The sequence below is a fragment of the Ensifer sp. Root142 genome (assembly GCF_001426785.1).
Classification (GTDB): domain Bacteria; phylum Pseudomonadota; class Alphaproteobacteria; order Rhizobiales; family Rhizobiaceae; genus Ensifer; species Ensifer canadensis.
This window is the reverse complement of record NZ_LMFK01000004.1, coordinates 138,983-152,024: the sequence shown is the minus strand read 5'-3', so window position 1 is coordinate 152,024 and position 13,042 is coordinate 138,983. Positions and strand designations below refer to the sequence as shown.

General features: G+C 61.3%; 14 protein-coding genes and 5 pseudogenes. 10 read left to right on the top strand and 9 right to left on the bottom strand.

What is annotated here, in order from left to right; translation table 11 throughout:
• A pseudogene (locus tag ASD52_RS39835) lies at positions 1-130 on the top strand (VapC toxin family PIN domain ribonuclease); the annotation flags it as partial.
• 11 nt (positions 131-141) lie between these two features.
• A pseudogene (locus tag ASD52_RS08085) lies at positions 142-498 on the top strand (integrase); the annotation flags it as partial.
• Positions 499-652: 154 nt separating this feature from the next.
• On the opposite strand, the pseudogene ASD52_RS37015 reads toward ASD52_RS08085, so the two are convergent.
• The 4 genes and pseudogenes from ASD52_RS37015 to repC form a co-directional block, all read right to left on the bottom strand.
• Positions 653-859, bottom strand: a pseudogene (locus ASD52_RS37015) (cold-shock protein).
• 268 nt (positions 860-1,127) lie between these two features.
• A complete protein-coding gene (locus tag ASD52_RS37010) occupies positions 1,128-1,646 on the bottom strand; it encodes an RES family NAD+ phosphorylase (protein ID WP_082571758.1) in 519 nt (172 codons plus the stop codon).
• On the bottom strand, positions 1,643-2,032 hold the full coding sequence (locus ASD52_RS08080; RefSeq protein ID WP_025429740.1) for an antitoxin Xre/MbcA/ParS toxin-binding domain-containing protein: 390 nt from the start codon (positions 2,030-2,032) through the stop codon (positions 1,643-1,645). Before ASD52_RS08080 ends, ASD52_RS37010 begins: the two co-directional genes overlap by 4 nt.
• Positions 2,033-2,166: 134 nt before the next feature.
• Positions 2,167-2,319: pseudogene (gene repC / locus ASD52_RS39830) on the bottom strand (replication initiation protein RepC); the annotation flags it as partial.
• On the opposite strand from repC, the pseudogene ASD52_RS39825 reads away from it, so the two are divergent.
• A pseudogene (locus ASD52_RS39825) lies at positions 2,315-2,454 on the top strand (PSK operon transcription factor); the annotation flags it as partial. The pseudogenes repC and ASD52_RS39825 sit on opposite strands and share 5 nt — an antisense overlap.
• Before the next feature lies 1 nt (position 2,455).
• The coding region (locus ASD52_RS08070; RefSeq protein ID WP_156612944.1) for a type II toxin-antitoxin system VapC family toxin at positions 2,456-2,787 on the top strand (332 nt) is incomplete at its 5' end.
• Between the two features lie 73 nt (positions 2,788-2,860).
• Here ASD52_RS08070 and ASD52_RS08065 read toward each other — a convergent pair.
• Positions 2,861-3,325, bottom strand: coding sequence for an Lrp/AsnC ligand binding domain-containing protein (locus tag ASD52_RS08065; RefSeq protein WP_057223836.1), 465 nt, complete (start codon positions 3,323-3,325; stop codon positions 2,861-2,863).
• 159 nt (positions 3,326-3,484) lie between these two features.
• Here ASD52_RS08065 and ASD52_RS08060 point away from each other — a divergent pair, with 159 nt between their 5' ends.
• Entirely contained in the window at positions 3,485-4,498 is a 1,014-nt protein-coding gene (locus ASD52_RS08060) for a 1-aminocyclopropane-1-carboxylate deaminase (protein ID WP_057223834.1), read from the top strand.
• A gap of 90 nt (positions 4,499-4,588) precedes the next feature.
• On the opposite strand, the gene ASD52_RS08055 is transcribed toward ASD52_RS08060, so the two are convergent.
• Positions 4,589-5,281, bottom strand: coding sequence for an aspartate/glutamate racemase family protein (locus ASD52_RS08055; RefSeq protein WP_200951446.1), 693 nt, complete (start codon positions 5,279-5,281; stop codon positions 4,589-4,591).
• Between the two features lie 86 nt (positions 5,282-5,367).
• A complete protein-coding gene (locus ASD52_RS08050; protein ID WP_057223832.1) occupies positions 5,368-6,075 on the bottom strand; it encodes a YetF domain-containing protein in 708 nt (235 codons plus the stop codon).
• A 205-nt stretch (positions 6,076-6,280) separates the two neighbouring features.
• On the opposite strand from ASD52_RS08050, the gene ASD52_RS08045 reads away from it, so the two are divergent.
• The 5 genes from ASD52_RS08045 (at position 6,281) to ASD52_RS08030 (ending at position 11,706) form a co-directional block, all read left to right on the top strand.
• On the top strand, positions 6,281-6,481 hold the full coding sequence (locus tag ASD52_RS08045; protein ID WP_025429734.1) for a CsbD family protein: 201 nt from the start codon (positions 6,281-6,283) through the stop codon (positions 6,479-6,481).
• 155 nt (positions 6,482-6,636) lie between these two features.
• Positions 6,637-6,822, top strand: a complete 186-nt coding sequence (locus ASD52_RS38225) for a hypothetical protein (protein WP_128090568.1) — start codon at positions 6,637-6,639, stop codon at positions 6,820-6,822.
• 42 nt (positions 6,823-6,864) lie between these two features.
• Positions 6,865-7,935: a putative zinc-binding metallopeptidase gene (locus ASD52_RS08040; RefSeq protein WP_025429732.1), complete on the top strand. Its 1,071-nt coding sequence runs from the start codon at positions 6,865-6,867 to the stop codon at positions 7,933-7,935.
• Positions 7,936-8,053: 118 nt separating this feature from the next.
• On the top strand, positions 8,054-11,347 hold the full coding sequence (locus ASD52_RS08035; protein ID WP_057223831.1) for a PAS domain S-box protein: 3,294 nt from the start codon (positions 8,054-8,056) through the stop codon (positions 11,345-11,347).
• Positions 11,344-11,706 carry a response regulator gene (locus ASD52_RS08030; RefSeq protein ID WP_057205942.1) on the top strand — a complete coding sequence of 121 codons (363 nt, stop codon included), beginning with the start codon at positions 11,344-11,346 and terminating at the stop codon, positions 11,704-11,706. The genes ASD52_RS08035 and ASD52_RS08030 overlap by 4 nt, the downstream gene beginning before the upstream one ends.
• Positions 11,707-11,718: 12 nt before the next feature.
• On the opposite strand, the gene ASD52_RS08025 is transcribed toward ASD52_RS08030, so the two are convergent.
• Complete coding sequence (locus ASD52_RS08025) at positions 11,719-12,735, bottom strand: DNA topoisomerase IB (protein WP_082571756.1); 1,017 nt, start codon at positions 12,733-12,735, stop codon at positions 11,719-11,721.
• Between the two features lie 29 nt (positions 12,736-12,764).
• The gene (locus ASD52_RS37000) at positions 12,765-12,920 is read right to left on the bottom strand and encodes a DUF3309 family protein (RefSeq protein WP_082523479.1); all 156 of its coding nucleotides are present in this window, start codon (positions 12,918-12,920) and stop codon (positions 12,765-12,767) included.
• Positions 12,921-13,042 lie beyond the last annotated feature (122 nt).

Below are 13,042 nucleotides of genomic sequence, written 5' to 3'. Positions count from 1 at the left end.
CATCAGCCAATTCGATGCACAGATTGCCGCCATAACCCTCTCACGCGGCGCCGCACTGGCGACCCGCAATGTCGCCGACTTCGAAGCTACCGGTGTCGTAATCATCAATCCGTGGGGCTATGGAAGCTAAGGGAGACCACGGTGGCGGAAGCGGCAGGCAAGTTGATCAGCGGGGATCCGGTTCTCAAACGTGCCGAGGAGCTGGACGCGCTCGACGCCATCCTGCCGTTCGACCGCCGCGACCAGCTTGCTGCCCTTCTCACGGACGCCGATGTCGCGACGCTGAAACACCTCGCCGGCGAAGGCATGGGTGCCAATACGCTGAGGGCGCTGGCCTCCGACCTCGGCTATCTCGAAGCCTGGTGCCAGCTCGCCACCGGCGCTCCTCTCCCCTGGCCGGCGCCCGAAAGCCTGCTGTTGAAATTCATCGCCCATCACCTCTGGGACCCGGCTAAGCGTGCCGAAGATAAAAGCCATGGCATGCCGGCAGAGGTGGAAACGACGCTGAGCGAAAACAAGGTCGCGCGGCCCGGCTGATCACCTGAAAGCGCCGGTCATGCCGGCGGAGGCGTGTGGTCCTGGACGTCCGGCCAGAGGCACCGCTGGAGCAAAACAAACACTGCATGCAGTAAGCTGCAGAATCGCAATGGGCTCAGGTCTGGAGGTTGTCCGCCGACATCTTGCCGGACTTGCGGTCTTTCACCAGCTCATAGGTAATCTACTGGCCGTCGTTGAGTCCGCGTAGACCAGCTCGCTCCACCGCGGAAATGTGGACGAACACATCAGCAGTTCCGTCATCCGGCTGGATGAAACCGAAGCCTTTTGTTGTGTTGAACCATTTTACTGTACCGGTTGCCAAAGTATCCTCTTTTGATCATCGTCCTGTCGGACAGATAGGCTCGAATGACACTGGTGCGCTCACATTAGTAGACGGTTCCGGCGTCAACGGAAAGTCATGCGAGCTGCCGTGTCTTGGCCGAACGCAGCCAACAGCCGGCGGTCCTGCTATATCGCGTCTATCCCACCGGACCTAAATTCCGGGTCTTGGTTGATTACCTTTGCTGTAAGCACGGTAGAGCCGACGTATTATGGCTGCAAGAACAGACGCGCTTATTGCGCCGATGCGCCTAATCCCAGGACAGCTGATCCTTCGGAAGCCGACCACTTGGGTCATGTGCCTGCACTTTATGCGGCAGGCTGGGGCCCCAGTTCCAAAGCACCAGGTTTCGATCTCCCTCTTCGGAGCCAGGCGCAAAACTGGGTACTATGATGCCTGCCGTACCCCTCGCCTTCAGTCGATCGTATATCGACCAGGATGGGGGCCTCCTTCCTTCGGAAAGCGCGGTGGCCCAACTGCAGGTCATTTCCTCCACCGAAACACTATTCGCGGCCCGACCAACGTCAGAAGTAAGGTCCGCGATGTCATCACAGTCGACATCGTAGGAACAAAGTACGCAGGGGTCGATACGATGAGCAAATCCTTGATTGGCTTCCTTAATCGCCGTCATGACACTGAGGCCGAGATAGAGAGCCGACACGCCTTTTGGGTTGAACCGCGCGCCCCTTATAGCCGCGCCATCTCCTGAAACCGGTTTGAAAGCCCAGCGTGGATCGTGCGCACGGTAACAATTGCCCACAAACCTCAAGCGAAGCCCCCTAGGGCCATATGATCGAGGTAATCTCGCACCGCCGCGGCCTTGCCGTCTTTTACGAGAGCCTCGGGCGTACGCCCGCCAAAAGCTGGTAGAGGTTGAGCCCGGTACCAAGCCATTGCTTGCTCCTTACCACCGGCCCAATCTGAGACACGACTGATAATCTCCAGCATTTCCCGAAGGCGGCTCTGCGTTTTCGCACCCAGGCTACGCTCGCTTCTATACAGCGTTTCGCGGGCTAGGCCCGCCGTCTCGGCCAACTGGCTCTTAGACATGCCGAAGCCGGTTGCGACCCGTTCCACAGCGATCTTTCCCGAGCGATCCATATAGGACAGGACCAGGGGACCGCTTTGCTCTAAAGATTTCAGAACCTGAGGCATGATCATTCCGCCATATCCAGCAACTCATTTATTGTGCAAAATATATGACTCTATTGGCGACAACGCAAGCGACTACGACAGATTCGCCGGGGTAGCGAGAAGCTTCAGGTTGCTGCCCTCCAAAGAGCCGTTCGCTAGGCGCTTCGAGCAATCACCGGGTTCGCCCGCAATAGAGCCATCAGCACCGGTCCGAGCGAAAACTCCCCTCGCCGCGCCTTATCCGTCAGATTGCGAAGATTACCGCCGGCCGAGTTGATGTGCCCTGCCCTCTCGAGAATGCAGGCCACGCGCCGCGCCCTGGAAGAGCGGCTGCGGCGCCTCGCRAATGCCGGAAATCGCGAAGTGCTTCTCGAGGAACTGGCGGCGAGCCGTAAACGCTGGGCGAAGCTCCCGGTGCTGGATAAGCGCTCTGCCGATGAGATNAAACCTACGAGCAAAAAGTAGTCGACGCTCCGCGGCGTTTCATTTCAGCTGCGACAATTCTTGAACTGTCCATCGTGATCGAGGCTCGCCTCGGCGAGGCGGGCGCTGCCGAGCTCGATCTATGGCYCTACAAAGCGGGTGTCGAAGTCGTCGCTGTSGACGCGGAACAGATTRCTATTGCAAGACGTGCCTGGCGCAACTTTGGCAAGGGCCGGCACCCGGCGAGCCTGAATTTTGGGGACTGTTTTTCCTATGCGCTGGCCAAGTCGCGCAACGAGCCATTGCTCTTCAATGGTGACGATTTCTCGCGCACAGACATAGAGGCAGCATGACAAACGACGAGCGGGGTCGTCGCACACAAACGGTGAGCGGAGCCCCTAGCCCGGGGTCGATCGCGCCGACCGTTCAAAAATCGAGGGCGGCGTTGTCGACCACTTCCTTCATCACGAAGAACGTCCTTGTCTGGCGGACGCCCGGCAGCGCGATCAGCTGCGTCCCGTGGATCCGATTGAAATCGGCCATGTCACCCACGCGAATTTTCAAGAAGTAGTCGAAGTCGCCGGCAACGAGATGACAGTCGAGGATGAACTTCAGCTTCTCGACCGCCTTTTCAAATTCGCGAAAACTCTCCGGCGTCGAGCGATCGAGCACCACGCCGACCATGACCAGCGCGCCGCGATCGACCTTCTGCGGCGCCACAAGCGCACGCACATTGCTGATGTAACCTTCCTCGAACAGCCTCTGGGTCCGTCGCTGGCATGTCGCAGCACCGACATCGACCATTTGCGCCAGCTCCGCATTGGTCAGCCGGCCGTTCTTCTGCAGCAGGCGCAGCATCTTGAGATCGATACGATCGAGTTCACCTTGCATGGAAGAATCTTCCTTGTTTGTCGTGATATGCGGATGCAATCTGTGATCTTATGCAATCTGCCGGGGCAAATGCAAAATCTTTGCATGATATTAGAGAGCACCTTCCACGTGATGGGTGGTAGCGTTTCCTGACTTTCAAAACAGAAGGAAGGGAACAACATGCTGGAAAAATTCGAACGTTACCCGCTCACCTTCGGGCCGACGCATATCGAGAAACTCGACCGGCTCTCGGGCCATCTGGGCGGTCAGGTCGAGATCTACGCCAAGAGAGACGACTGCAATTCCGGCCTCGCCTTCGGCGGCAACAAGCTGCGCAAGCTGGAATATATCATTCCGGATGCGCTCAGCTCCGGAGCCGATACGCTGGTGTCGATCGGAGGCGTTCAATCGAACCACACGCGCATGATCGCCGCCGTTGCCGCCAAGATCGGGTTCAAATGCCGGTTGGTGCAGGAGAGCTGGGTGCCGCACGAGGACGCCGTCTACGACCGCGTCGGCAACATCATGCTCAGCCGTATCATGGGCGCCGAGGTCCAGATGGTCGATGAAGGTTTCGACATCGGCATCCGCCAAAGCTGGGAGGCTGCGATCGAGGACGTGAAAGCGCGTGGCGGCAAACCCTACGCCATCCCCGCTGGCGCCTCCGTGCACAAGTTCGGTGGGCTGGGCTATGTCGGCTTTGCCGAGGAGGTGCGTGCGCAGGAGGAAGAGCTTGGCTTCAAGTTCGACTACATCGTCGTCTGCACCGTCACCGGCTCGACCCATGCCGGCATGCTGGTGGGCTTTGCCAAGGACGGCCGCCAGCGGCAGGTCATCGGCATCGACGCCTCGTTCACCCCGGCGCAGACAAAAGCACAGGTTCTCGACATTGCCCGCAGGACCGCCGAGTTGGTCGAGCTCGGCACCGATCTCACCGAAGAGGACGTGGTGCTGCTCGAGGATTATGCCTATCCGGTCTACGGCGTGCCCTCCGACGAGACCAAGGCGGCGATCCGGCTTTGCGCCCGCCTCGAGGGCATGATCACCGACCCCGTCTATGAAGGCAAATCGATGCAGGGCATGATCGATCTCGTTCGCAAGGGCTATTTTCCCGAGGGATCAAAGGTTCTTTATGCCCACCTCGGCGGCGCCCCAGCGCTCAACGGCTACGGCTACACCTTCCGCAACGGCTGATATCTCCGCCGGCCGCCGGGTATCTCGACCCACCGCTTCGAGCGCTACGGCCGGGCAGGACTGTCCGGCCGTGGACAAGAGGACATCAATTCAGGCGAGAGCGCGATCGACCGCCGCAAGCGCATGGAGTTCGGTGGTGTCGAAAACCGGAACGGGGCTGTCGGCTTGGGAGATCAACAGCATGATCTCGGTGCAGCCCATGATGATCGCCTGGGCGCCGCGTTCCACCAGTCGCTGAATGACCTGACGGTAGGCGTCGCGCGACGCGTCCTCGACACGGCCGACCACGAGCTCCTTGTAGATAATGTCGTGGACGGTTTTCCGGTCCTCTTCGCCGGGCACCAGAACGTCCAGCCCATGCCGTTCGATCAGCCGCCCCTTGTAGAAATCCTGCTCCATGGTGAAGGCCGTGCCGAGCAATCCGACGCGGCTGAGGCCGAGCGCCTTGATCTTCTCCGCCGTCGGGTCGGCAATATGCAAGAGCGGAATGGAGACGGCTGCGGATATGGCATCGGCCATCCGGTGCATGGTGTTGGTGCAGATCACCAGGAAATCCGCGCCGCCGGCTTCAAGGCGGCGGGCCGCATCGGTCATTTCGCCCGTCAGGGCCGACCAGTCGCCAATATGCTGCAACCGCTCGATCTCACCGAAATCCATCGACCACATCAGGCTCTTGGCCGAGTGCACGCCGCCCAGGCGCGCCCGGACTTCCTGATTGACGATACGATAGTATTGGGCAGAGCTTTCCCAACTCATGCCGCCGATAAGTCCCATGACCTTCAATGCACTTGTCCTTCCCGATTGCGAGCAAACCTCAAGCTCGGCGATCCTAATTTCTGCCACATCCGCCGCCGCACAAGCAACACACGCTAATGGATCTCGTGCCAGAGCTCCGCCCCGCAGCGTGGACAAGGCGGCACCATTTCGCCCGGAGAAAGCTTGAGGATTTCGGCGCACTGCACGCAGGCAAGACGGCGTTTCTCACGAACGGCGGATCCGGACCGGAACTGCGTCGGCTTGCTGATGTCCCAGGGCGGCTCGATCAACAGCCCCTGCCTGGTCGACGGCTCATCGAAGGTGAAAACCGACAGCAGCCCGTTGGTTTCGAAATAGGCGGCCCGCACCTGTCCGAGATGCCGCACCTGCTTCAGGCGGAGCTGCTCGAACAGCTCGTCGTGGCCAACGTTCAGCCGCTTCAGCGCCTTCCAGAGGATTGCGCCATCGCGCACCACCTCGACGCTGACGCCCTCGATCACGTCCTCGAGCTTTCGGTTGCGAGCAACGATGTAGCTCAACGACTTGTCCAGCAGCACGACCACGGTGATGACGACGATGCAATGGACGAGCGGGACGTCGGGATAGAACATCGCATCGCCAACCGCAGAGCCAAGCGCGATCACCAGCAGGAACTCCACCAGCGAGAGCTGGCCGATCGACCGGCTGCCGATCCATCGGATCAGGAACAGGGTGTAGGCGTAGATGATCAGCGTCCTCAGCGCGATCTCGAGCAGGAAAAGCGGCGGCTCGTCGCCGATCATCATCCTGCCGAGATCGAAAGCCACGAACGGCTCATTCATGGGAACACTCCTCCACAAGGCGCCGGGAGGCGCTGACGGTTCCTCGTTTTCTATCTGTAGCGCTGGATGAGAAAGGCGAGAGCGAAGTGCGACCCGGGCGCGTGCGGCGTCATCGCCGTCCCGAACTTTTTGCCGCCATGAATGAACCAAAGCCGACACGAGGCGTTTGCCTATCAGTGCAACCACAACGTCAGGAGATTCGCAGATGGATTGGAATCGTGTTGAAGGCAACTGGAAGCAGTTCAAGGGCAAGGTCAAGGAACAGTGGGGCAAGCTCACCGACGACGACCTCGATCAGATCGCCGGCAAGCGGGATCAGCTCGAAGGCAAGATCCAGGAACGCTACGGCATCGAAAAGGACCGCGCTCGCCGCGATATCGACGAATGGTATGGACGTCAGCTCTGACCGTTCAACGATTTCAGAAACCCCGCTCCGGCGGGGTTTTTTTCTGAGAGCACGACGGAAATGGAACTTTGTCAGGCCAGCCGGGTTGTTGGCGTGGCCGCAACAGTGGCCGCATCATGACCCCAGGGAGAAATCCGACAACGATGGGAAGACCCGTGCAAGAGAACCGGCCCGTGGCTCAAAGAGACGTGGTATACGGCTGGAGCAAGATCTATGATCTGACCGAATTCATCCGCGCCTATGATCTGCCGCCGCTCGAAGCCCGGCCCTTGTTTGAGAAATATGGCCCGTCGCGGCAGGCCCTGGATGCCGCCATGAAAGCACGCAAAAGTTGTACGTGAGAGCATCTTTCGAAGACCGGAGAACCCCTGCAAGGAGAAAGAATGCGGCTCTTCCAGTGTAGCGCCTGCGGTCAGACGATCCATTTTGAAAACCGCAGCTGCATGCGCTGTGGATCGACCCTCGGGTTCGATCCAGGCGATGTGGCGATGCACGCGCTGGTGCCACTCGACGACGGACTGTGGCAGGTCCACGGCGGCGGATCGCGGACCTTTCGCTTCTGCGACAATGCCGTCATCGATGTCTGCCATTGGCTGGTGCCGGCCGATCAGCCCGATCGCTACTGCGTCGCCTGTCGTCACAACACCATCGTGCCGACAATCGACGGCGTCGGCCTTGAGCGCTGGCGCAGAATAGGCCTGGCACAGCGTCATCTGTTCTATTCGTTGTTGCGCTGGCGGCTGCCGCATCCCACCCGCGAGCAGGATCCGCAGAACGGGCTGGCGTTCGAATTCCTCGCCGACACCGTCGATACCTACGGCAACACCGTACCTGCCCGAACGGGCCACAAGAATGGAATGATCAGTCTGCGCGCCTCCGAGGCGGAGGACGTCGTTCGCGAAAGCGTGCGAGTATCGATGAACGAGCCTTACCGCTCGCTGCTCGGGCACTTTCGCCACGAGATCGGTCACTTCTACTGGCAGAAACTCGTCGCTGACGAGGCGACAAGGATCGAGGCGCGCGCACTGTTCGGCGATGAGACACAGGACTATGCGGCAGCACTGCAACGCCACTACTATCAAGGCCCTCCCGACGACTGGCAGGAACGGTTCATCAGCCCCTATGCGAGTGCCCATCCGTCAGAGGATTTCGCCGAGTGCTGGGCCCATCTCTTCCACATCGTCGACGCCTTGGAGACCGGGCGCGCCTTCGGCATGGTCCTCGATCCGATCGGGCATGATACGCTCGAGGCCGAAATCCCCTTCGATCCCTATCGGGAGCCGAGCGCAGGCGTGCTTGTCGAGGCGTGGGTGCCGCTCAGCGTTGCGCTCAACGCCATCCAGCGGTCGATGGGCCAGCCCGACAGCTATCCCTTCGTCCTGTCGCAGCCGGTTATCCAGAAGCTGGATTTCATCAATCGGCTGATCCTCGGCGCCGCCACTTCGAGCCGGTAAAGGCCTCCGGATTTGAGGCTGGGGCGTGATCACCGAGCCGGGTTGGACAGAATGCAAGCGGAACAAAATCCCATCGCGCCGCGTTGCCCTGCGTTAGCAAGCGCTTGCGGAGGGAATTATGAGCGGCGCAGAAGCATTGGCGGCAGCGCTGGCGGGAGCAGCGGGATCGCAGACGATCGAATCGAGAGCTGTCCTCGACAGCCTTCCGATCGCGATCTACACCACGGATGCGGCCGGGGTCGTCACCTATTTCAATCGCGCTGCGGCGGAGTTGGCGGGACGCGAACCACGCCTCAATGCGGACCGCTGGTGCGTCTGCTGGCGCCTGCATCGACCTGACGGCACGGTGCTGCCGACCGATCAATGCCCGATGGCCGAGGCGCTCCTCAGCAAACGCGCCGTTCGTGGCGAGGAATTGATCGTCGCGCGTCCCGATGGGACAATGGTGGCGGTGGTTCCTTACCCGACACCGATCTTCGATGCCGAAGGCGAGATGATCGGCGCCGTCAATGTCCTCATCGACATCGGCAAGCGCAAGGCGGCGGAAGAGGAACTGCGCGCCAAGACCGACCGCATTCAGGCGCTCGATCGCATCTCCAGGCTTTTAGCCAGCGACCTCGATATCGAGCATATCGTCCAGACCGTGACCGACAGCGCCACGGAACTCAGCGGCGCGAAATTCGGTGCGTTCTTCTACAATGTCGTCGACGAGACCGGTGAGCATTTTCAACTCTTCACCCTGTCCGGCGCACCGCGGGAAGCGTTCGAAAAATTCGGCCCGCCGCGCAAGACGGCAGTGTTCGCGCCGACCTTCAACGGCGAAAGGGTCGTGCGCAGCGACGATATCCGCAAAGACCCGCGCTACGGGTTGAGCGAGCCGCATCTCGGCATGCCGCCGGGGCATCTGCCCGTTGTCAGCTACCTCGCCGTTCCGGTGATCGCCCGCTCCGGGGCCGTGCTCGGGGGATTGTTCTTCGGCCATGACGCACCGGGTGTCTTCACCCACGATTCCGAGGACATCGTCGTTGCCATCGCCGCCCAAGCGGCCATCGCCATCGACAACGCTCGACTGCTTGCCGACAGCCAAAAACAAAGCGAAAGCCGCCGGATTGCCGAGCTTTCCGCCCGCCATCTCGCATCGATCGTCGAATCCTCTGATGATGCCATTGTCAGCAAGGACCTGAACGGCGTCGTCACCAGCTGGAACAGGGGCGCCGAGGCACTGTTCGGATACAGCGTGCAGGAGATGGTGGGAACCCCGATCATGCGCCTCATTCCGAAGGGCCATGAAGACGAGGAAATGCAAATCCTAGACCGGATCCGCAAAGGCGAACGCGTCGATCACTATGAAACGAGACGGCAACGCAAGGATGGCACCCTCATCGACATATCGCTGACGATATCGCCGATCCTCGATAACGAGGGGCGTGTCGTCGGCGCTTCGAAGATTGCCCGCGATATCAGCGAACGCAAGGCAGCCGAGCTGGTGCTTTCCGAGCGCCTGCGCGAGCAGGCTTCGCTCTATCAGTTTACCGAGCGAGTGCACCGTGCGCGGTCGATCGCCGCCGTCTATGAGGCTGCGCTCGACGCCATTCAATCGGCGCTGCGCTGCAGCCGGGCATCGATCCTGCTCATCGACGAGACCGGCACCATGCGTTTTGTCGCCTCCCGCGGACTTTCGGAACGCTATCGCCTCGCCGTCGACGGCCACACGCCATGGAGCGCGGAGGCGCAGGATCCCAACCCGATCTTCATCGAAGATATTGGCCTGGCCGACATCTCGGATGAGTTGCGCGCAGCCGTTCGAACCGAAGGCATCGGCGCTCTCGGCTTCATTCCGCTGGTCTCGGCAGGCCGACTGATCGGCAAGTTCATGACCTACTACGACACGACGCATCACTTCGCCGCTTCCGAGGTCGACCTCGCTCAGACCATCGCCCGCCAGCTGAGCTTCAGCGTGCAGCGCATCCGGACCGAAGAGGCGAGACGGCGGGCCGAAGATCTGCTGCGGCACAACGAGGCAAAGGAGCGCGCCAGGGCGACGGAGGTGCTCGCGCTCATGGAAGCGGTCCCGGCGCCGATCTGGATTGCCAGGACCCCAGATTGTCGGGTCATCAGCGGCAACAGAAGCTCGTTCGAGCTGCTGCGGCTGCCGCCTGAGAGCAATCCCTCCCTCTCGGCACCGCCCGGCGAACGGCCCGCGCACTTCAAGGTCTATTCGCAAGACAGGTTGCTTTCGCCGGACGAATTGCCGGTCCAGCGGGCGGCACGCGGCGAAGAGGTGCGCAGCTTCGAACAGGAGATCCGCTTTGACGACGGCACGTCCCGGCATCTGCTAGGCAATGCCACGCCGCTGATCGACGCCTGGGGCATACCGCAAGGCGCAGTTGCCGCTTTCGTCGATATCACCGAGCGCAAGGAGACCGAACAGGCGATGCGCGATGGCGAGCGGCGGCTGCAGATGGCGCTCGAAGCCGGCCGGATGGGGGCTTGGGAATGGAACTTCGACACCGGCAAGGTGATCTGGTCGCCGGGCCTCGAAGCACTTCACGGGCTAGAGCCGGGCAGTTTCGGCGGCACGCTCGACGACTTCAAGGCGGACATCCACCCTGATGATCTCGCCATGGTCGAGCTTGAGATCCAATCCGCCATCGAAAGGCGCGAGGACTACCACACATCCTATCGCATCCGCCGCCCCGATGGATCCATTCGCTGGCTGGAGGCGTTCGGCCGTTTTCTGCAAGGCGCAGGACCCTCCTCGCTGCGCCTCGCCGGCGTCTGCATGGACATTACCGAACGCAAGGACGCCGAGGCGCAGCGCAATCTGCTGGTTGCCGAACTCAGCCACCGTGTCAAGAACACGCTCGCGACCGTCACCTCGATCGCCCGCCAGTCCTTCGCCATGACCCCCGACCGCAAGGAGGCCGAGCAATCGTTTCATGCGCGCATCCGGGCTCTCGCCCAGACGCATACCCGGCTCGCGGAAGCAACCTGGGCCGGCGTTTCGCTGGAAACGATCCTTTGCGATGAGCTTGCGCCCTACAAGAACGAAAACGCCGGCAACGTCTCCTTCGGCGGACCGGCGATCATGCTCTCGCCACGGCACGCTCTGGCCCTTGGCATGGCGGCCCATGAGCTCGCAACCAACGCCGCCAAGCATGGCGCGCTTTCGGTGGAAAGCGGGCATGTCGACGTCAGCTGGAGCCTGGATCGGGCCAACAAGGCGCTTCACATCGACTGGTGTGAAACCGGTGGTCCCGTAGTCGCCCCGCCTTCCAGAAACGGTTTTGGCCGGCTGCTGCTGGAACGCGTCGTCGGCTCCGACCTCGGCGCCGACGTCGAACTGGATTTTGCAAAGAGCGGTTTGAGGTACACGATCCACATGCCCTACGCCGCAGGTGCTGAACGATGAATGGCGGACAACGGAGCGTCTTTGTTGTCGAGGACGAGTATCTGCTGGCGATACAGATCCAGGACGACCTGCAGGCCGCGGGTTTCGATGTTATCGGCCCCTTCACCAGCCTGCGCAGTTCGATCGCCGCGGCAAAGCGGGAGACACCGCAGGCAGCGACGCTCGATGTCAATCTCAACGGTGAGTTCGTCTATCCCGTGGCAGACGAGCTGCTGGCCCGCGGCGTTCCGGTGCTGTTGCTGACCGGCTACGCCGCCTCCGACCTTCCCGAGCAGTATCGCAACCTTCCCCGCCTTTCCAAGCCGTTCAACAGCCGGGACCTCATCCGCACAGTTGAGGGCCTGCTGGCCGGCAAATGATCACGACCCAACTCAGGTCGCACGCCTCTTCGCGCGCGCGGCGTATTGGAGGAACCGCAGCAGGCGATCCTCCTCGGCACGCAACAGGTTGCTTTGCCTTGGCCGTGCCTCAAGCCGCCGCAGGTTGATTTTGCCCTCCCTATCGGCAAGGGCGATGATATCAGGGTGAACATAGCTCTTGCGGCAGACAGCTGGGGTGTTGTGCAACACGTCGGCCGCCGCCTCGCACATCCGCTTGACCGAGGGGCGCCGCTCCTCCGCCAGCGCCAGGCGCGCCTCGGTAAAAGCGGCGACGCTTCCCGCCCAGGTGCGAAATGTCTTGGCCGAGATCGGTGCACCGGAGATGTCGGCGAGATAGCGATTGAGCCGACCGGAATCGATCGGATGCAGATCACCGTTCGCGTCCCTGCTGACGAAAAGCTGGCGTCCGGGCAGGTCGGCAATATCTTCGAGCAACCGTTGCAGCCGCGGACTACGCAGCCGGCGAACGACACGCTTGCCGCCCTTGCCCATGAAGCGAAGCTCGATGCCCTCATCGCGCAGCTTGAGATGCCGTTTCAAAAGCGTCGTTGCGCCATAGGTGCCGTTTTCCTCGACATAGGTGGCGTTGCCGACGCGCAGGCTCGCCTGATCGAGCAGTGTCGAAAGGGCGGCGAGCACGGTGCGAGCATCGTCAAGCGGCCCATCCATATGGCGGCGAAGGGTCCGGCGAATTTTCGGCAGGGCAGTGGCGAAGTCGATCAACTGATCGAACTTGGCGTGATTGCGCATTTCCTGCCAGGCATCATGGTAGCGGTACTGCTTTCGCCCGCGCGCATCGAAGCCGGTCGCCTGCAGGTGGCCGTTCTGCTTGGAACAGATCCAGACACGCTCATAGGCGGGTGGCAGGCCGAGCGCTGCAATACGCGCTCGGGTGTCCGGATCCTTGAGGGTCGAGCCGTCCGGAAGGCGATAGCTGAAGCGCTTTCCCTTCCGGTAGCGCCTTATGCCCGGATCGGCGTCGGTCACGTAGATGAGGTCGGGTTCCATCGACGCGGGTGACAAGATTTACGCCACCGTCAGATCCGTCCCAGGAGCAGGAGGATCAAGAGAACGACGACCAGAACGCCGAGTATGCCCGATGGGCCATAGCCCCAGTTGGTCGAATGCGGCCAGCTCGGAAACGCACCGATCAGCAGCAGAATCAATACGATAAGCAGAATGGTTCCAAGCATGGCTCCACCTTCCCTAATGCGTTGTAACGTGTTGGGAAAATGCGGCGGAGGCGCATTGGTTCCGTCGCCCGTGCAGCAGCCAAGACGCAACGAGCCGCGACCGTCCCAGTGTGACCGCCATC